Here is an 18,540-nt window from a genome sequence, read left to right on the forward strand (position 1 = left end):
CCCACAGTAAGTGGAGTCAGGTGACCGGGTCGGCTTCCGGGGCGTGTTGTGAGTGACCCTTGATCACGACACCTCGGTGACCTGGCCGTCCGCGACCGTCAGCGGCCGGCCGGCACGATCTTGAGCATCCGCCCGACCGTCGCCTGCCACAGAGCTCCGTCCGCGGTGATGGTGCCGGTGAGTTCGAGCGGTTCGTCGGCGGGCGCATTCCCGACTTGTCGGATCTCGACACGGAGTCCGGTCGCGAAATCCGTCGCGACGTAAGCGACCGGACCGAGCTGTTGCGGCCGGCTCGGAGCCCACGGACCGTAGCCGAGCGCATGGATGAGGCCGTCCGCGCGCGAGAGCCTCGGCAGCGTCGCGATCCGGTCGGAGTTCTCCCACACGCGCCGGCACCCGTTCTCGTCGACGTCGATTCGGGTCGCGCCACCGGTGAAGGGGGCGTCCGCGGGAACCGCCGGACCGGTCACCGCCATCGGCGGATACTGGTATCCGTACGTGCTGGGGATGACGACAGAGTTGCCCCAGGCCATCGGTGAGTTCTCGGTACCCGGCCCCGAACGGTCGAAGGCCCGGATCCGGCACACCTCGGACCCGTCGTCACTGCGGAACACCCGGAGGTCCGGCCGGTCCGCGTTGTCGACGATCGCCACCCAGCCGTCACCGCCCGGGCCGAAGTACGTGGGGGTGGTCCCCGATCCCCAGGTCAGCTGGCCGGGTTTGCGTGCAGGGCCGCGGTCGTACGATCGACGCCACACGATCCGCGGCGCGGCACCGCGTTCCGCGCGCATCTCGTACAGGGCGTGCGTCGTCAGGATCGACGCCCCCGATCGTCGGATCGACAGTCCGTTGCCGAGTTCCTCGCCCCGCGGCAGTCGCGTCGAGTGAACGCGCTTGTCCTCATCCACCGTCCCCACGACGCCGCGGGTCGTCGCAAACCAGACGCGTCCGTCGAAATCCGGTGCGAGACCGGTGATCGTGTCGCCGGTCGGGATGTGGGCCGAGACATCGACGCGGTCATCGACCTGGACTTGCCAGCCGGTGACCGTCTTTCGGTGTGCGACACGCAGAATCGACCCGGACCCATCTGCGACGACGACCCGGTCGCGGTAGTCGAGGTAGCCGTAGACCCCGCCGAGCAGTCCACCTTTGGTCAGTTGCCTCGACGCCAACGGTTGCGCCGTACGGGGATCGAACAGAACAACGGTCGGCGCCGCCACGCCGGCGGCGAGGTCGCCACGAACTGCGTGCACAGCGCGACCGGCATCCCGTCGCGGCCGACGAAGGTCGCCGCGCAGGCCCCACCAAGCTACCGCAGAACCGCCCCGGGGATCCGCCCTCCAGAGGCATTCGACGACAATATGTCGACGACCCGGCTGCTGAGGGCGCATTCCAGGGGCGGTTCACCGGGGCGCTTTTCCGAGCGGCGCGGTCGGCTCCGTCAGATCACCAGCCCCAGCGCCAGCACGACGACCAGGCCGCTGACCGAGAGAAGGGTCTCCATCATCGACCAGGTCTTGAAGGTCTGGCCGACGGTCATGCCGAAGTACTCCTTCACCAACCAGAAACCGGCGTCGTTGACGTGGGACAGGAAGACCGAGCCGGCACCGATCGCGAGGACAACCAGGGAGACCTCGCCCGAGCTCAATCCGTCCACGAGGCCGAGCATCAGCGAGGACGCGGTGATGGTCGCGACGGTCGCCGACCCGGTGGCCAGACGGATCAGCGCGGCAAGGACCCAGGCGAGGACCAGTACCGGAATGTTCGCGCCGGTGGCCCAGTCCGCCAGCAGCGTGCCGATGCCGGTGTCGACGAGGACCTGCTTGAAACCGCCACCGGCGGAGACGATCAACAGGATGCCGGCGATGGCGGGCAATGCCGCACCGGCGCACTTCGAGATCGTCTCGCGGTCCATCCCCGAGCCGCGGCCCAGCGTGAACATCGCGACGATGACGGCGATCAGCAGTGCGATCAGCGGGGTACCGAGGATGTCGAGAATCCTCCGCACGGGTTGGTCTTCGTCGGAGATGAAGATCTCGGCGAGCGCCTTGCCCAGCATCAGGACGACGGGCAGCAAGACGCTGAACATGGTGATCCCGAAGGACGGCCGCTTGGTCGTCGGACCGTCATCAGGGTCGATGTCGAAGGTGTGCGGCGCCTCGACCGTCACCCACTTCCCGGCGACGGTGGCGAACAGCGGACCCGAGACGATGATCGTCGGGATGGCGACGCCCACACCGAGAGCGAGCGTCAGGCCGAGGTCGGCACCGAGGGCGTCGATCGCGACGAGCGGGCCCGGATGCGGCGGAACGAAGCCATGCATGGCCGAGAGGCCGGCGAGCGCGGGGATGCCGATGGGGATCAGGCCCAGACCGGACCGCCGGGCGACGAGATAGATCACCGGCATCAGGAGCACGAGACCGATCTCGAAGAACATCGGCAGTCCGATGATGGCGCCGACGAGGGCCATCGCCCACGGCAGCATCCGCGGTGAGGCGTGCCCGACAATCGTGTCCACGATCTCGTCCGCTCCGCCGGAGTCGGCCAGGAGTTTCGCGAACATCGCGCCGAGTGCGATGAGGATGCCGACACCGGCTGCGGTCGAACCGAATCCGGTGGTGAATGATTCCAGGACAGTCGGGATCGACTCCCCCCGCGACGATGCCGACGGTGGCGCCGCCACCGACCAGGGCGAGAAACGGATGCACCTTGGCGACCGTGATCGCGACGACGATGACGGCGATGCCGGCCAGCGCCGCGACGACGAGTTGCCAGCCCGCCGCGACGGGCTCGGGCAGATCCGCACCGGCGGCAAGAATCGTGCTTATGGACAACATGTTCAGTTCTCCTCGCCGTTGGGGAGTGAGGCAACGAGTTCGTCGACGATGGCGTCCACGCTCTGGTCGACGTCGACGGTCAGTCCGCGTTCATCGGAGGTCAGGGGTTCGAGAGTGTCGAACTGGGAGGCGAGGAGCGCCGACGGCATGAAGTGGCCCGGACGCGATGCCTGCCGGCGCGCGATGACCTCGACCGAGCCGGCCAGGTGCGCGAAGAGCACCGACGGCTCATGTCCGCGAAGACGGTCGCGGTACTCGAGCTTGAGCGCCGAGCAGCTCATCACGCCGCCGTCACCGTGCTCGGCCAGCCAGACGCCGATGGACTCGAGCCAGGGTCGGCGGTCGTCGTCGTCGAGCGGTTGCCCGGCGGACATCTTGGCGATGTTCTCCGCCGAGTGGAAGTCGTCGGCATCAGCGAACGGCACACGCAGACGCTGCGCCAAGGCGGCTCCCACCGTCGACTTACCCGACCCCGAGACCCCCATGACGACCACCGGTGATCTCATGCCAACTCCTCCACATCGCTGTGCTGATGATCACGGAGACTGCCGCAATAGTCATACTTATGCAAGTCTCGAAAACAATAAGTACGCTGATTGGCGGTCGCGGCCGCTAATGAGAAGATGAAAAAGTGAGTCAGAGCACACGTGGGACCACCGAGCGCCACGACGAGATCCTCGCCGCCATCGGTCGGCGCATCGTCTCGGGAGCGCACCCCGCCGGCAGCGTCCTGACGCTCGACGCCATCTGCACCGACCATGGGGTATCCCGAACCGTGGCCCGCGAGGTGATCAAGGTCCTCGAATCGATGGGACTCGTCGAGTCACGACGTCGCGTCGGCATCACCATCCAGCCACGGACGCGCTGGAGTGTCTTCGACCCGCGGCTGATCCGGTGGCGTCTCGACGGCGCGGACCGGTCGGACTTCCTCGCCACCCTGTCGGAACTACGACGCGGATTCGAGCCCGTGGCGGCCGCGCTGGCCGCCGAACGCGCGAACGAACAACAGTGCCGCATCCTCGCAGCCGCGGTGTCGGACATGTCTGTTCACGGCCGCACCGGCGACCTGGAGTCATACCTACTGGCCGACAAGGTCTTTCACCGCACCTTGCTGGAGGCGAGCGGCAACGAGATGTTCCGATCCCTGGCCGACGTCGTCGGCGAGGTGCTCGCCGGACGCACCCATCACGGAATGATGCCGACGTCGCCCAACCCGGCCGCGATCGCACTGCACGACGACGTGGCACGAGCAATACGCCTCCGCGACCCGAAGGCCGCGGAGGCGTCGATGCGCGAGATCATCACCGAGGCGGCAGCGGCCGTCGCCCCTTCGTCGCCTGAGGCGTGAGCGGAGCGAGCCTCGAAGGCCGCTCAGACCAGCAGTTCGGCGATCTGAATCGTGTTGAGGGCAGCGCCTTTTCGCAGGTTGTCACCCGAGACGAACAATGCGAGACCGCGACCTTCGGGGGCACCCGGGTCCTGACGGATGCGACCCACGAGCGAGACGTCCTTGCCGGCGGCCGCGAGCGGCGTCGGCACGTCGGCCAGCTCCACACCGGCTGCGGCGCCGAGGATCTCCTGGGCACGGGCCACCGACAACGGGTTCGCGAATTCGGCGTTGATCGACAGCGAGTGTCCGGTGAAGACCGGCACGCGCACACAGGTGCCACTCACGAGAAGTTCCGGCAGACCGAGGATCTTGCGCGATTCGTTGCGCAGCTTCTGATCCTCGTCGGTCTCGCCGGAGCCGTCGTCGACGAGCGAACCCGCAAGTGCCACAACGTTGAATGCGATGGGCGCGACGTACTTGTTCGGTGCCGGGAAGTTCACGGCCGAGCCGTCGTGGACGAGCTTCTCGGCCTCGCCGGCCACCGCGCGCACCTGGGTGGCGAGTTCCTCGACACCGGCCAGACCGCTGCCGGAGACCGCCTGATAGCTGGAGATGATGAGGCGCTGCAGTCCGGCTTCGTCGTGCAGCGGCTTGAGCACCGGCATCGCGGCCATCGTGGTGCAGTTGGGGTTGGCGATGATGCCCTTGGGCGGGTTCTTCGCCAGTTCGCCGTTGACCTCCGAGACCACCAGCGGCACATCGGGATCCTTGCGCCACGCCGACGAGTTGTCGATCACCGTGACGCCGGCAGCAGCGAAACGCGGTGCCTGCTCACGGGACATCGTGGCACCCGCGGAGAACAGGGCGATGTCGAGACCGGCGGGGTCTGCGGTCGCCGCATCCTCCACCACGATCTCCCCGTCGCCCCAGGGAAGTTTCTTGCCCGCCGACCGGGGCGAGGCGAAGAAGCGCACCTCGTCGGCCGGGAAGTTGCGCTCCGCCAGCAGGGTTCGCATGACGGCGCCGACCTGACCGGTCGCGCCGACGACTCCGATACGTGCACCCACGGTTATCGGCCCGTTCCGGCGTAGACGACGGCTTCTTCTTCGCCGCCGAGATCGAAGGCCGCATGCAGGGCGCGCACGGCGTCGTCGAGTTCGGTGTCGCGGCACAGCACCGAGATACGGATCTCCGAGGTGGAGATCAGTTCGATGTTCACGCCGGCCTCGCTGAGCGCCTCACAGAAGGTCGCGGTGACGCCCGGGTGCGACTTCATGCCGGCACCGACGAGCGAGACCTTGCCGATGTGATCGTCGTACAGCAGATCGGTGAACCCGATCTCCTGCTGCAGCTTGGTGAGCTTCTCGACGCCCAGCGGGCCGAGCTCGCGCGGCAGGGTGAAGGTGATGTCGGTCTTGCCGGTGTCGACCTTCGAGACGTTCTGCAACACCATGTCGATGTTGATCTCGGCGTCGGCGACGGCCCGGAACACCTTGGCGGCGTAGCCCGGCTTGTCGTCGAGACCCACGACGGTGATCTTGGCCTCGCTGCGATCGTGTGCGACGCCGGTGAGAATGGCTTCTTCCACGGGAATGTCCTCCATCGATCCGGTCACCACGGTGCCGGGTTTGGTCGAGTACGACGAGCGCACGTGAACGGGAACGTTGTACCGGCGGGCGTACTCCACGCACCGCAGCATCAGGACCTTCGCGCCACAGGCCGCGAGCTCGAGCATCTCCTCGAAGGAGACCTTGTCGAGGCGGCGGGCGTCGGGGACGATGCGCGGGTCGGCGGAGTACACGCCGTCGACGTCGGTGTAGATCTCGCAGACGTCGGCGTTGAGGGCCGCCGCCAGCGCGACGGCGGTGGTGTCGGAACCGCCGCGGCCGAGCGTGGTGATGTCCTTGGTGTCCTGCGAAACACCCTGGAACCCGGCGACCAGCACGATCTTGCCGTCGTCGAGTGCGCTGCGGACCCGGCCCGGCGTGACGTCGATGATCTTGGCCTTGCCGTGGCTGCTCGTCGTGATCACGCCGGCCTGCGAGCCGGTGAACGACTGTGCGTGTGCGCCAAGGGAACTGATGGCCATCGCCACGAGTGCGTTGGAGATGCGCTCGCCCGAGGTGAGGAGCATGTCCATCTCCCTCGCCGGCGGCGCCGGATTGACCTGCTGGGCGAGGTCGAGTAGTTCGTCGGTGGTGTCGCCCATCGCCGAGACGACGACAACGACGTCGTTGCCCTGTTTCTTCGTCTCGACGATGCGCTCGGCAACGCGACGGATGCGTTCGGCCGTTGCGACCGAGGATCCGCCGTACTTCTGCACCACGAGGGCCACGTCGAGTTACCTCCCGCCGGCTCGTGCGCCGGTTCGATAGACGTCAGCTTGCTCGGACAACCTTACCGGGCAGCTGTGCGACGCTCTGACCTGGTCACCTGCTCGATGTGATCCGACGCACACCGCGCGCCGCCTGTGCTCGCCGCCGACGACCTAGGATTCTTCGGGTGGCCATCCCAACCGACGTCGACGAGCCGGGCCGTCGTCCCGACCCCGATTCGGTGACGGGCGGAGACCGCGCCGACAGCCGGCCCATCCCTCCCGATGGGTCGGCGGACCCGGTGGCGGCACGACGCGCCGCCGACCCGAGACCCCCGTTCGCGGGCTGGGCGCGCCGGCATCGCTGGTGTCTCGACGCCCTCGTCGTATACCTCGTCATTCGCGCGATCGGCATCCTCACCCTCGCGCGATTCGCGGACCTGCGGGACACCACCCTCGGCAAGGCCCTCACGGTGTGGGACGGGCAGTGGATGCTCGCGATCGCCACCCACGGATACGACGGCGTTCCCGCGAGCCTGACCGATGCGCGCGGTGTCCACACGTCCGACACCGCCTACGCCTTCTTTCCCGGCTATCCGTATCTGGTCGGGTGGCTGGCGAAGCTGCCCGGGCTGACGCCGTTCGGTGCGGCTCTGACCCTGAATCTCGTTCTCGGATGCATCGCCGCGGTCGGCGCGGCACGGCTGGGCACGGTCTGCGCGCGGCTCATGTCGAGACGCTCCCCGGTGGGTCCCGCACCCGAGTGCGCGACCGGACTCTTTCTGGTGGTGCTGTTCGCCGCCACCCCGATGTCGATCGTGCTCAACATGGCCTACACCGAGGCGATGTTCTGCGCCCTCGCGACGTGGGCACTCATCGGAATCCTGGAGCGGCGCTGGTTGCTCGCCGGCATCATGGCCGGACTCTGCGGTCTCTGCCGTCCGACGGCGGCGGTCCTCATCGGTGTCGTGATCGTCGCCGCGATCGTCTTTCTGTGGACCAGCCGGAACAGCGCCGACGTCACGCCGGCAGCGCGGGTGCGCGCCGCCGCCGCCGTCGTCATCAGCCCGCTCGGCTACCTCGCCTACCTGGGCGTCGTGTGGGCGCACACCGGTTCACCGACGGGCTGGTTCCGCATCCAGACCGAGGGCTGGGACACCGAATTCGACTGGGGTGTCGCCGCATTCAACTTCGTCAACGAGCAGCTGGTCCATTCCGCCGAGGTCGCCACCACCGCGACATCGTGGATCGTCCTGAGCACGCTCGTGATGCTCGGTGTGGCGGTCTGGGCGCGGTTGCCCTGGCCGGTGTTGCTGTTCGGCTCGTTGCTCGTCGCCCAGATCGTGTTGTCGAGCGGCTTGATGATGAGCCGGCCGCGTCTCCTGCTGCCGGCCTTCGTTCTGCTCATCCCGCTCGCGATGGCTCTCGCACGGACACGGCCGGTGGTCGCCGGGCTCATCGTCGTGCCGATCGTGATCGGCAGTTCGTGGTTCGGCGCCCACATGCTGACCGTGTTTCCGCATGCCGTGTGACCGTACGCCCCGGGGCTGACCGGGTTCAGCGGGCGGAGGCCTCGAAACCTGCGCAGAGATAACCGATTCCGGCGTCCAGACGGGCCCTCGGGTCCAGCAGGTGTGCGGCGTCGGCGCGCCCGGCGAGACGAGCGAGGTGCGGAGGCACCGGGGCGTCGGATCTCCCCGCGAACACGTCGGCCAGGCGAGCCGAGGGCAGCGACGTCTCCTGCCCCTGGTCGCTGAGCAATCGGTCGCCGACGGCCATCAGTGCGACGCCGTGGATGAAGCTCCACACGGTCAGCGCCATGTCGGTGGCACGTTCGATGCCGGCACCGAGTTCGAGGAAGCCGGCGGACAACCAGTCGAGACACTCCAGGGATGCCTCGCCGTAACTGAGTCTCGGCGATGCGTAGGCGAGCACCAGCCAGGGGTGCCGCTGATAGAGCTCCCAGTCGACGTCGACGGCGACCCGGACACGCTCGCGCCACGACGGCGCGGTCTCGACCGGGTAGGGGTAGCGCTGACCCACTTCCTCGGCCATCGCCTGCAGCAGCGCGTCCTTGTCGGCCACATGCCGGTACAGCGACATCGCGCCGACCCCGAGTTCGTCGGCGACCCGCCGCATCGAGAGGCCGGTGAGTCCGTTGGCATCCGCGACCCGGATCGCGGCGTCGACGATGGTCGCCGGCGACAGCTTGGTGGTGTCGGACGTCACCTGCGATTCCTCCTGGCCGGGCTCGGGAACAAACGGATTGCGTACAGCGTACTCATCCCCGTACCCTGTCTCGCGTACACCGTACGCACCCCCGCCGGTTGAGCCGGTACGGAGCGCAGCGACGCACCGCGCCCCCGCCGGTTGAGCCGGTACGGAGCGCAGCGACGCACCGCGCCCCCGCCGGTTGAGCCGGTACGGAGCGCAGCGACGCACCGCGCCCCCGCCGGTTGAGCCGGTACGGAGCGTAGCGACGCACCGTGTCGAAACCCCCCCAAGGAGAACCATCGTGTCCACCCGCCTCGACCCGTCGAATCGGCAGCAGCCCCCGGGCGCCGCCGACCGACGTACCTGGTTGGGACTCGCGGTGCTCACGCTCCCGGTGTTCCTGGTGTCGATGGACGTCTCCGTCCTCTACCTCGCGATCCCGTCGATCACCGACGCGCTCGCACCGTCGGCCGCCGAGCAGCTGTGGATCCTCGACATCTACGGCTTCCTGATCGCCGGACTGCTGATCACCATGGGCAACCTCGGCGATCGGGTCGGCCGCCGTCGAATCCTGCTCGCCGGCGCCGCCGTGTTCGGCGGGGCATCGATCCTGGCCGCGTTCGCGCCGACCGCCGGCATCCTGATCGCCGCGCGCGCCCTCATGGGTGTCGGCGGGGCGACGCTGATGCCGTCGAGTCTCTCGTTGATCGCCAACATGTTCTCCGATGATCGTGAGCGGGGGCGCGCCATCGGCGTCTGGACCGCCGCCTTCGCCGGCGGCGCTGCCGTCGGTCCGGTCATCGGCGGCGTTCTGCTGCACCACTTCTGGTGGGGTTCGGCCTTCCTGATCAACGTGCCGGTACTGGCCGCACTCCTCGTTCTCGGCCCCCGCCTGATCCCCGAGTACAAGGCCCCGTCGGCCGCACGGTTCGACGTGCTCGGCGTCGTGTTGTCGATGGCCGGCATCCTGCCCGTCGTCTACGCGGTGAAAACCCTGGCGAGCGACGGTGTCGATCCGGGCGTCATCGTCATCGGGCTCGTGGGCGCGGCACTGCTCGTCGGCTTCGTGGTCCAGCAACGCCACTCCGCAGCCCCGCTGCTCGACCTGAAGCTGTTCCGGAACGCGCAGTACGTCGGCGCGATCACCGTCGCCCTCGTCGGCATGATGGCGCTCGGCGGGATGTCGTATCTGACCGGCGTCTACCTGCAGTCGGTGATGGGTCACGACGTCCTGGCCGCCGCGGTGGCCGGCCTCCCGATGGCGGTTGCGGTCGCCGTGTTCTCGGTCGGCGCTTCCCGTATCGCATCGATGGTCGGCATGCGCACAGCCTTCCTCGGCTCGATCGTGCTGGCCGCCGTCGGCAACTTCGGCCTGCTCGCACTGACCACGTCGTCGCCGATCTGGGTCTACCTCGTCTTCACCTCGATCGCCGGTATCGGTTACGGCATCCAGTTCAGTCTGGTGTCGGTCGTGGTCGTCGGCGCGGTTCCACCGGAACGGTCGGGCTCGGCGTCGGGTATCTCGGAGACCAGCTTCGAACTCGGCAATGCCCTCGGCCTCGCCCTGTTCGGTTCACTCGCGACGCTCGTGTTCCGCGGGCATCGCGACGGATGGTCGTTCGGCGACACCCTCGGCGAGACGCTGCATCGCGCGCTCGAGATGGGGACTCAGGGAGACGGTCTCGCGACCGCGGCCCGCCAGGCCTACGTCGAGGGCATACACGCCGCATCGCTCGCCATCGGAATCGCACTGACACTCCTGGGCATCGGGCTGTTCTTCGCCATGCGCGAACCCGTCACTCCCGCGGGTGCCGGCGCGCAGACCGGCACCGACGAAGACGCGGTCGCCGCGCCGCTACCCTCGACCGAGTGCACGAACTGATCGACGGGCGGTGGAGCGCGCGAGGTTACGACCCCGCCGCCACCATTTCCGTGGCGGACCTCACGACCATCGTCGACGCCGGGCGGTGGGCACCCACCTGGGGTCGCATGCAGCCGGTCCGGTTTCTCGTCGGCCGCCGCGGTGACGAGACCTTCGAGGCCCTCAGCGGTGTGCTGATCCGCGGCAACGCCGGATGGGCGCCGCGGTCGGCGGCCCTGGTCCTGGTGTGCACAACGGACCGCCCCGACGATCCGAAGGAACATACGTATGCGGCCGTCGACGTCGGCCTCGCGGTGTCGCAGATGATCCTGCAGGCCGAGGCGCTCGGCTTCAACGGTCATCCGATGGCCGGCTTCGACGCCGCGGCCGCGACCACCGCCTTCGACATCCCGGCCGGCATACGGGCCCTCGTCCTGCTGGGGATCGGCGCCCTCGTCGAGGACCCCGCATCGTTGCCCGAGGACATCCGCGAGCGCGACGAACGTCCCCGGACCCGACTCCCGCTCGACGAGGTCGCGTTCGCCGGCCGGTGGGGCCACCCGGCATTCACCGGTCTCGAGATGTGACCAGTGAGGCATCTGCCCCCTCACGGCGACGTCCCCGCCGCGATCGGTGATCGTGACGGGGACGTCGTCGTTCTGCGGACCGCGAATCAGTCTCGGCCCGAACACGTTCAGCCGACCAGCGAGGGTTCCTCCTCGGGCGATTCCGTCGCGGCTCGCATGGCCTTGTCCTTGGTCTCCACGATCAGGATCGTGCAGACCACGCTGATCGCCGACAGGCCGGCGAGCAGGACACCCACCCAGATCGCCCCGGGGCCGGCGATCAGTGGCGCGGCGATCAGCGGCGGGATGGCTCCGCCGAAGATGCCGGCGAGGTTGTAACCCATCCCCGCACCGGTGTAGCGGTAGCGCGCCTCGAACAGTTCGGGAAGCAGCGCACCCGCAGGGCCGTAGGCGATTCCGAAGATGAGCAGGGTGCCGGTCAGGCCGATGACGAAGGCGAATCCGCCGCCGATCTCGAGGATCGGGAACAGGACCAGCGCCCACGGGACGGCGATGGCGCACGAGGTCAGGATGACCCGGCGACGACCCACCCGATCGGACCACATGGCCGACGCGGCGGTGGACAATCCGAACACGATCGCGGCGATCATTCCCGCACTCAACACGAAGGTGCGTGACAGGTCGAGGCTCTTGGTGCCGTAGTTCGTGAGGAATGCGGTGCCCATGTAGAAGAGCGAGAACAGGCTCGCCAGCGCACCGCCGGCGATGAGGATCTCTTTCCACTGGTGACGAAAGGCATCGAGGAACGGCAGAGCGGGTTCGTTCGACGCCGGGCCATCCGACGCCGCGGCCTCGAGTGCCTTGCGACGCTGCACATCTCGGAACACGGGTGTCTCCGCGACCGCGAGCCGAACCCAGAGGCCGACGGCGACGAGGGCGAACGACAGGATGAACGGGATCCGCCAGCCGTAGTCGAGGAAGGCCGAGCTGGTCTCGCCGAGGGTCAGCGAGGCGATCAAGAAGGTCAGGCTCGACAGGAAGAACGCGAACGCCGGGCCGAGCTGCGGGAACATCGCGTACAGCCCACGCTTGCCCGCCGGTGCGTATTCGGCCGTCAGCAGCGTCGCGCCGGCCCATTCACCACCGACGGCGAAGCCCTGGAGGAATCGCAGGACGACCAGAGCGATGGGTGCTCCGATGCCGATCCCCGATTCGGCGAACCCGAAGACGCCGGACTCGTACCCCGGGAGGAGTCCCATCGCCACGGTCGCGAGGCCCATGATGAGCAGGGTCCACACCAGCGTGCGCTTGCGGCCGATCCGGTCACCGAAGTGCCCGAAGAGCATCGCCCCGACCGGCCGGGCGAAGAACGCCACGGCGAAGGTCGCGAAGGACGCGATCGTGCCCGTGACCTCGTCGGCCGCCGGGAAGAACACCGTCGGGAAGACCAGCGCTGCCGCGGTCCCGTAGATGAAGAAGTCGTAGAACTCGATGGTCGTGCCGATCGAGCTGGCGGCGGCGACACGTCGAAGACTGGTGGGCTTCGACGCAGGCGGGGTGTGGGGTTCGGGCGGTAGGTCTGCGCGTGGTGGATCGGCGGGGATCGTGGTCACTTGACGTCGTCCTTCTGTGCAGGCGGCAGAGTCGCGGTCGAGCGGCTCTGTCGAAGACCGGGCACGGAGCCCGTACACCCTTCGGCCGCTGGAATGATTTCCGTCACTCTCAGCGCCGTGCGTGATGCATATCATAGCCTGACGGGTGTGTCGGACCCGCGGCACCCCCGAAGAGGGGGACACGAAAAACGCCCACACCTGCGGCTTTGGTCTCGTCAACGCCGAGGAGTACAGTCGTGCGCATGCAGCGTGCACTCCTTCTCGGTTGCCGCGGCGGGGTCTGACACGACCGGCCCTCCGTCGCGGGGCCCAATCACGCGCCGGTCACTTTCCTTCCAGACACGGAGAATGACCAACCATGGCACCAGCAGACACCTTCACCTCCGGCGCGAGCCGAATCGTCGAGCCGTCCGGCCCGATTCCCGCCGACCAGCCCGTATGGAATCCGCAGCGCAACTCCGCGATGCCGGTTCATCGCTATCGTCAGTTCGCCGACGAGGTCGAGACGATCTCGCTGCCGGACCGTACCTGGCCCGACAAGGTCATCACCAAGGCGCCGCTGTGGTGCGCGGTCGACCTGCGTGACGGAAACCAGGCCCTGATCGATCCAATGAGCCCGGCGCGCAAGCGTCGCATGTTCGACCTCCTGGTCCGGATGGGCTACAAGGAGATCGAGGTCGGGTTCCCGTCGGCCAGCCAGACCGATTACGACTTCGTCCGCGAGATCATCGAGGACAACGCGATCCCCGACGACGTCAGCATCCAGGTGCTGACCCAGTGCCGCGAGGAACTGATCGAGCGCACCTTCGAGGCCTGCCGCGGTGCGGCGAACGTCATCGTGCACTTCTACAACTCCACCTCGGTGCTGCAGCGTCGTGTGGTCTTCCGCGCCGACAAGCCCGCGATCATCAAGATCGCCACCGACGCCGCCCACAAGGTGCTGGAGGTCGAGAAGCAGTATCCCGACACCAACTGGCGTTACGAGTACTCGCCGGAGTCCTACACGGGCACCGAGCTGAGCTTCGCCAAAGAGGTCGTCGACGCGGTCACCGAGGTCATCGCCCCCACCCCCGAGCGGCCGATGATCATCAACCTGCCGGCGACCGTCGAGATGGCCACGCCGAACGTCTACGCCGACTCGATCGAGTGGATGCACCGCAACCTGGCTCGCCGCGACTCGATCATCCTGAGCCTGCACCCCCACAACGACCGCGGAACCGGTGTCGCCGCAGCCGAACTGGGCTACCAGGCCGGCGCCGACCGCATCGAGGGCTGCCTGTTCGGCAACGGTGAGCGCACCGGGAACGTGTGCCTGGTGACCCTGGGCATGAACATGTTCAGCCGGGGCGTCGACCCGCAGATCAGCTTCTCCGACATCGACGAGATCCGTCGCACCGTCGAGTACTGCAACCAGCTCAACGTCCCCGAGCGCCACCCCTACGGTGGTGATCTGGTGTTCACCGCCTTCTCCGGAAGCCACCAGGACGCCATCAACAAGGGCCTCGACCAGATGAAGTTCGACGCCGACGACGCCGACTCCGACGTCGACGACATCGTCTGGGCCGTACCGTATCTGCCGATCGACCCCAAGGACGTCGGCCGCAGCTACGAGGCCGTCATCCGCGTGAACAGCCAGTCCGGCAAGGGCGGCGTCGCCTACATCATGAAGGCCGACCACGGCATGAACCTGCCGCGTCGCCTGCAGATCGAGTTCAGCCGCGAGATCCAGAAGATCACCGACGGCGAGGGCGGCGAGGTCAATCCCAAGGAGATGTGGGACGTCTTCGCGCAGAACTACCTGCACCCGGTCTGGCCGCTGGAGCGCATCCGGCAGAAGGTCGACGCGGCCGAGGTCGACGGCGGCGAGGACCACATCACCGCGGTCGTGAAGGTCGAGGGCAACGAGCGCGAGATCACCGGTGCGGGCAACGGGCCGCTGGCCGCCTTCGTCGATGCCCTGGGCACCGTCGGCTATGAGGTCCGGGTCCTGGACTACAGCGAGCACGCCCTGACCGCCGGCGGCGACGCCAGCGCCGCCGCGTACGTCGAGACCGAGGTCAACGGCGAAACCGTCTGGGGTGTCGGCGTGGCATCGTCGATCACCACCGCCAGCCTGCGTGCCGTGGTGTCCGCGGTCAACCGCGCGTACCGCGTCACCTCGACGCCGCCGGCCGAGGACGAGGCAGCGCCGCGGACCTGGGCACCGTAGGTCGCAGACCCTCGTCGAAGACAGAATCCGGCTGATGGGCCGGGACCCGAGGCAAGCGTTTCGTCTCCGGTCCCGGCCCATCGGCGTATCCGCTCGGCGTCGGATCGACGAAACCGGACATCTGACCCATACGACCGATCAGCTCGGCGTGGAATACGGTAGCGACATGGCAGCCACCACGACGCGAGAGTTGTATCTGGAGACGGGCCTCGCCGTTCTCGCGGATTCGGGCTACAGCGCACTCAAGCTCGCCGAGGTCTGCAAGCGGCTCGGGGTCACCAGCGGTTCCTTCTACCACTTCTTCAAGAACTGGTCGGACTACACCAGCCAGGTCATCACGCACTGGTACGACTCGCGCACCGAGGCCGAGTTGGCGGCCGCCCGGACCGAACCGGACATGTCACGCCGCGTCGACGATCTCGTCCAGAGTGCCCTCGGCCTCCCTCACGACGCGGAGTCCGCGATCCGAACGTGGGCCGCGATGGATCCGGAGGTCTGCAAGGTCCAGGAAGCCGCCGACAGAGCTCGCTACGACGCGGCCCTCGAACTCCTCGACGACCGCGTCGCCGCCCACCGATACGCGAACTGGGCGCTCTACCTGCTGACCGGTTACGAGCAGACCACGCTCCCCCAGGACAAAGAGGCGCTGAAGTGGGCCGCCGACCAGTTCACCGCGGCGCTCGAGCGCGAAGCTCGCCGGTCCCGCGCGGAACGCACGACGGTCGACGGGCAACCGAGCGCCGACGTCCGTCTCTGAGGAGCTCCTCGAGCCGTAAAGGTATGCGTGCCACGTCTCGCACCCTGCCTCCTGTCGGACCCACCGTGACCACCGGTTAGTGTGCAAGAACGTCATTCGAGTATGCGAGGGATCTTGCCGAGAGCCAGACGACAGCGACGGTTGAGCACCGACAGGGCCGAAGCACGCGATCAGATCCTCGACGCCGCCGCCCGACACATCGAGCACTATGGGCTGGACCGAACGACGATCGACGACATCGCGCGTGAGACCGGGGTGTCACGGGCGACGATCTACCGCTACTTCGAGGACCGCTACGAGATCGTGCTGTCCCTCATCGGGAAACGTGCGCGAACCCTGATCGAGAAGATCCGCGAGATCATCCGCGACGAGCCCTCCTACGCCGGCAAGCTGACGGTCGGGATGATCGAACTGGTGGACCGGGGACGGCGTGACCCGATCCTGCGTTCCTTGATCTCCAGCGACACCGCTCTGCTGGGTACGCGCCTGCTCGACTCCTCGCATCTCGCAACCGATTTGACCGAGGAACTCTGGCAATCCGTCCTCGAGGAGGGCGTGGCGAAGGGTGAGTTCCGCGAAGACCTGGACATCACGCAGGCCTGCGCCTGGTTGTCCTACACCGAGATGATCCTGGTGGGGCGCCTCGAACTGGCGGACGTGACCGTGCCGCAACTCCGCCGGATGCTCGAAGCCCACCTCGTGCCCGGCTTCACCCGCGCCTGACGCCCAGACGCCGGTTCTGTGCCCCCTTCCCGACCCCGGCACACCCATGTCCGCAAAATAAGACACTAGACGCCAAATGTCTTACGTCGTATTGCGACGTGACCCAGACCACTCGAACCCGTCAAGCGAAAGGGCCTCACACTCATGATGGCGTATTGGACGTCCGTTCTTGCCGCCCCCAACGGCCAGGACATCTTCGATGACCGACCCAACCGCGAGATCTCGACCGAGCTCGCGAACTGGTTCACCTACGTCTCCGCGGCGATCGCGGTGGCCGCGGTGCTGTACGCGATCTTCCTGCTGATCGCGCGCCGATCACCGCTCCTGATGTTCTGCATCCTCGGCAGCGTCTTGTGCAATCCCATCGAACCGATCTGGGAAGCCCTCGGCTTCCTGCGCTTCTACCCCGGAAATGACTTCGCGTTCAACATGTTCCACGTGCAAGGAACACCCGTGTCGTACCCGTGGTGGGCGATCTTCGTCTACGTCCTCTTCTCCGGCGTGGCCTGCTACACGATCTACCGCATGTACGAGAAGAGCCCTACCCGTCGCACGTTCTGGTACTGCGTCGCGGGCCAGGCCGTGTTCAACATCCTTCTCGAGGGCTTTGTCATCACTGCGGCGTACGACTACTACGGAGATCACCCGTGGCGCTGGGGCAGCGACTTCCCGCTGTGGTGGGTCTTCGCGAACTTCGGCGAGGTACTGTCCGCGGCCATCCTGATCGTGGCCGTGCGTTACTGGGGCAAGAAGGCGATGGCCCTGGCCATCCTCGTCGTCCCGTCCGGATTCGCGGCGTAGCAACTGCGGGCGGGCTGGCCGGTCTACGTCACCCTCAACATGGATGTCTCGATGACGGTGCGCAACCTCTCGGCTCTGCTCACCGCGGTCATCGCCCTCGCCACACTGTGGGCGATCGAGCGGATCATGTTGTCGCGGACCGTCACCGAACTCGCTCCCGCGGACACGAACCACACCCCGGCCGCCGCAGCCGGCTGACCCGGACTGGTCGTCGCGGGGGTTGTGCCGACTCCGGCGCAACCCTCGCGGCGGCACGACACTCCTGGGTCCGACACACGCCAACGTCCGGGAACAAAACGGACCGGGGTATCATTTACCGACCATGAAGAAGATCGGTTTCCTGTCGTTCGGCCACTGGTCGGACTCCCCGGGCTCCCAGGTCCGCTCGGCATCGGACACGCTGCTGCAGTCCATCGACCTCGCGGTGGCGGCCGAGGAGCTCGGCGTCGACGGCGCCTACTTCCGTGTCCACCACTTCGCCCGGCAGCTCGCATCGCCGTTCCCGCTGCTGGCCGCGGTCGGCGCCAAGACCAGCCGCATCGAGATCGGCACCGGCGTCATCGACATGCGCTACGAGAACCCGCTGTACATGGCCGAGGACGCGGGTGCAGCCGACCTCATCGCCGAAGGTCGCCTACAGCTCGGCATCAGCCGCGGATCGCCCGAGCAGGTCATCGAGGGCTACAAGTACTTCGGATATGTCCCACCGGAGGGCTCCACCGACGCCGACATGGCCCGCCAGCACACCGAGGTCTTCCTCCGCGTCATCGAGGGTGGCGGTTTCGCCCGCCCCAACCCGCGCCCGATGTTCCCGAACCCACCCGGCCTCCTGCCGGTCGAGCCGCAGTCACCCGGCCTGCGCGACCGGATCTGGTGGGGAGCCGGCACCCGCGCCACGGCCGAGTGGACCGCCCAACAGGGCATGAACCTGATGTCGTCGACGCTGCTCACCGAGGACACCGGTGTTCCGTTCCACCAGTTGCAGGCCGAGCAGATCCAGCGCTTCCGCAAGGCGTGGGCCGACGCCGAACACCCGCACGAGCCGCGGGTGTCGGTGAGCCGCAGCATCTTTGCGCTCGTCGACGACCGTGACCGCGCGTACTTCGGTCGCGGCGGCGCCGAGTCGGATCAGGTGGGCGTCATCGACAACACGGTCGCCCGCTTCGGCCGCAGTTACGCCGACGAGCCGGACAAGCTCATCGATCAGCTCCGCGAGGACGAGGCCATCGCGGCGGCCGACACCCTGCTGCTGACCGTGCCCAATCAGCTCGGCGTCGAGTACAACACCCACGTTCTCGAGTCGATCCTCACCCACGTCGCTCCCGCGCTCGGCTGGCGCTGAGCCGCCCTGCGC

At 67.6% G+C, this 18,540-nt stretch carries 15 protein-coding genes and 2 pseudogenes; 10 read left to right on the top strand and 7 right to left on the bottom strand.

Annotated features, from left to right (window positions below):
- Positions 1–98 precede the first annotated feature (98 nt).
- The 3 genes and pseudogenes from IHQ52_RS02375 to IHQ52_RS02385 form a co-directional block, all read right to left on the bottom strand.
- Positions 99–1,306: pseudogene (locus tag IHQ52_RS02375) on the bottom strand (hypothetical protein); the annotation flags it as partial.
- Positions 1,307–1,441: 135 nt separating this feature from the next.
- A pseudogene (locus IHQ52_RS02380) lies at positions 1,442–2,837 on the bottom strand (GntP family permease).
- A 2-nt stretch (positions 2,838–2,839) separates the two neighbouring features.
- A complete protein-coding gene (locus IHQ52_RS02385; RefSeq protein ID WP_006435122.1) occupies positions 2,840–3,343 on the bottom strand; it encodes a gluconokinase in 504 nt (167 codons plus the stop codon).
- Positions 3,344–3,468: 125 nt separating this feature from the next.
- Between IHQ52_RS02385 and IHQ52_RS02390 the strand changes: the two genes are divergently transcribed.
- On the top strand, positions 3,469–4,185 hold the full coding sequence (locus IHQ52_RS02390; protein WP_006435123.1) for a FadR/GntR family transcriptional regulator: 717 nt from the start codon (positions 3,469–3,471) through the stop codon (positions 4,183–4,185).
- A 23-nt stretch (positions 4,186–4,208) separates the two neighbouring features.
- Here the strand turns inward: IHQ52_RS02390 and IHQ52_RS02395 are convergent, their stop codons facing one another.
- Both IHQ52_RS02395 and IHQ52_RS02400 read right to left on the bottom strand, forming a co-directional pair.
- Complete coding sequence (locus IHQ52_RS02395) at positions 4,209–5,234, bottom strand: aspartate-semialdehyde dehydrogenase (RefSeq protein WP_006435124.1); 1,026 nt, start codon at positions 5,232–5,234, stop codon at positions 4,209–4,211.
- A gap of 2 nt (positions 5,235–5,236) precedes the next feature.
- On the bottom strand, positions 5,237–6,502 hold the full coding sequence (locus IHQ52_RS02400; RefSeq protein ID WP_006435125.1) for an aspartate kinase: 1,266 nt from the start codon (positions 6,500–6,502) through the stop codon (positions 5,237–5,239).
- A 167-nt stretch (positions 6,503–6,669) separates the two neighbouring features.
- On the opposite strand from IHQ52_RS02400, the gene IHQ52_RS02405 reads away from it, so the two are divergent.
- A complete protein-coding gene (locus IHQ52_RS02405) occupies positions 6,670–8,013 on the top strand; it encodes a hypothetical protein (RefSeq protein WP_238064047.1) in 1,344 nt (447 codons plus the stop codon).
- 25 nt (positions 8,014–8,038) lie between these two features.
- On the opposite strand, the gene IHQ52_RS02410 is transcribed toward IHQ52_RS02405, so the two are convergent.
- A complete protein-coding gene (locus IHQ52_RS02410; protein WP_040004553.1) occupies positions 8,039–8,710 on the bottom strand; it encodes a TetR/AcrR family transcriptional regulator in 672 nt (223 codons plus the stop codon).
- A gap of 286 nt (positions 8,711–8,996) precedes the next feature.
- Here IHQ52_RS02410 and IHQ52_RS02415 point away from each other — a divergent pair, with 286 nt between their 5' ends.
- Both IHQ52_RS02415 and IHQ52_RS02420 read left to right on the top strand, forming a co-directional pair.
- A complete protein-coding gene (locus IHQ52_RS02415) occupies positions 8,997–10,577 on the top strand; it encodes an MFS transporter (RefSeq protein WP_159405420.1) in 1,581 nt (526 codons plus the stop codon).
- Positions 10,565–11,143, top strand: a complete 579-nt coding sequence (locus IHQ52_RS02420; protein WP_159405421.1) for a nitroreductase family protein — start codon at positions 10,565–10,567, stop codon at positions 11,141–11,143. Before IHQ52_RS02415 ends, IHQ52_RS02420 begins: the two co-directional genes overlap by 13 nt.
- Positions 11,144–11,250: 107 nt before the next feature.
- On the opposite strand, the gene IHQ52_RS02425 is transcribed toward IHQ52_RS02420, so the two are convergent.
- Positions 11,251–12,696 (bottom strand): MFS transporter, encoded by a 1,446-nt coding sequence (locus tag IHQ52_RS02425; protein ID WP_159405422.1) that lies wholly within the window; start codon positions 12,694–12,696, stop codon positions 11,251–11,253.
- A gap of 358 nt (positions 12,697–13,054) precedes the next feature.
- Here IHQ52_RS02425 and leuA point away from each other — a divergent pair, with 358 nt between their 5' ends.
- The 6 genes from leuA to IHQ52_RS02455 all read left to right on the top strand — a co-directional run bounded on the left by leuA (position 13,055) and on the right by IHQ52_RS02455 (position 18,528).
- Positions 13,055–14,905, top strand: a complete 1,851-nt coding sequence (gene leuA, locus IHQ52_RS02430) for a 2-isopropylmalate synthase (protein ID WP_006435131.1) — start codon at positions 13,055–13,057, stop codon at positions 14,903–14,905.
- Positions 14,906–15,071: 166 nt separating this feature from the next.
- Entirely contained in the window at positions 15,072–15,662 is a 591-nt protein-coding gene (locus IHQ52_RS02435) for a TetR/AcrR family transcriptional regulator (protein ID WP_006435132.1), read from the top strand.
- A gap of 141 nt (positions 15,663–15,803) precedes the next feature.
- The gene (locus IHQ52_RS02440; protein WP_006435133.1) at positions 15,804–16,385 is read left to right on the top strand and encodes a TetR/AcrR family transcriptional regulator; all 582 of its coding nucleotides are present in this window, start codon (positions 15,804–15,806) and stop codon (positions 16,383–16,385) included.
- A gap of 144 nt (positions 16,386–16,529) precedes the next feature.
- On the top strand, positions 16,530–17,186 hold the full coding sequence (locus IHQ52_RS02445; RefSeq protein WP_238064048.1) for a hypothetical protein: 657 nt from the start codon (positions 16,530–16,532) through the stop codon (positions 17,184–17,186).
- 51 nt (positions 17,187–17,237) lie between these two features.
- Entirely contained in the window at positions 17,238–17,384 is a 147-nt protein-coding gene (locus IHQ52_RS02450) for a hypothetical protein (RefSeq protein ID WP_238064049.1), read from the top strand.
- 124 nt (positions 17,385–17,508) lie between these two features.
- Positions 17,509–18,528: an LLM class flavin-dependent oxidoreductase gene (locus IHQ52_RS02455; RefSeq protein WP_238064050.1), complete on the top strand. Its 1,020-nt coding sequence runs from the start codon at positions 17,509–17,511 to the stop codon at positions 18,526–18,528.
- Positions 18,529–18,540: the final 12 nt, after the last annotated feature.

Source organism: Gordonia amicalis, assembly GCF_022059885.1.
GTDB classification, from domain to species: domain Bacteria; phylum Actinomycetota; class Actinomycetes; order Mycobacteriales; family Mycobacteriaceae; genus Gordonia; species Gordonia amicalis.

Excerpts from the sequence above, each read along its gene's own strand:
- IHQ52_RS02385 (WP_006435122.1), bottom strand. The coding sequence starts at position 3,343 with ATGAGATCACCGGTGGTCGTCATGGGGGTCTCGGGGTCGGGTAAGTCG.
- leuA (WP_006435131.1), top strand. The coding sequence starts at position 13,055 with ATGGCACCAGCAGACACCTTCACCTCCGGCGCGAGCCGAATCGTCGAG.
- IHQ52_RS02435 (WP_006435132.1), top strand. The coding sequence starts at position 15,072 with ATGGCAGCCACCACGACGCGAGAGTTGTATCTGGAGACGGGCCTCGCC.
- IHQ52_RS02445 (WP_238064048.1), top strand. The coding sequence starts at position 16,530 with ATGATGGCGTATTGGACGTCCGTTCTTGCCGCCCCCAACGGCCAGGAC.
- IHQ52_RS02450 (WP_238064049.1), top strand. The coding sequence starts at position 17,238 with ATGACGGTGCGCAACCTCTCGGCTCTGCTCACCGCGGTCATCGCCCTC.
- IHQ52_RS02455 (WP_238064050.1), top strand. The coding sequence starts at position 17,509 with ATGAAGAAGATCGGTTTCCTGTCGTTCGGCCACTGGTCGGACTCCCCG.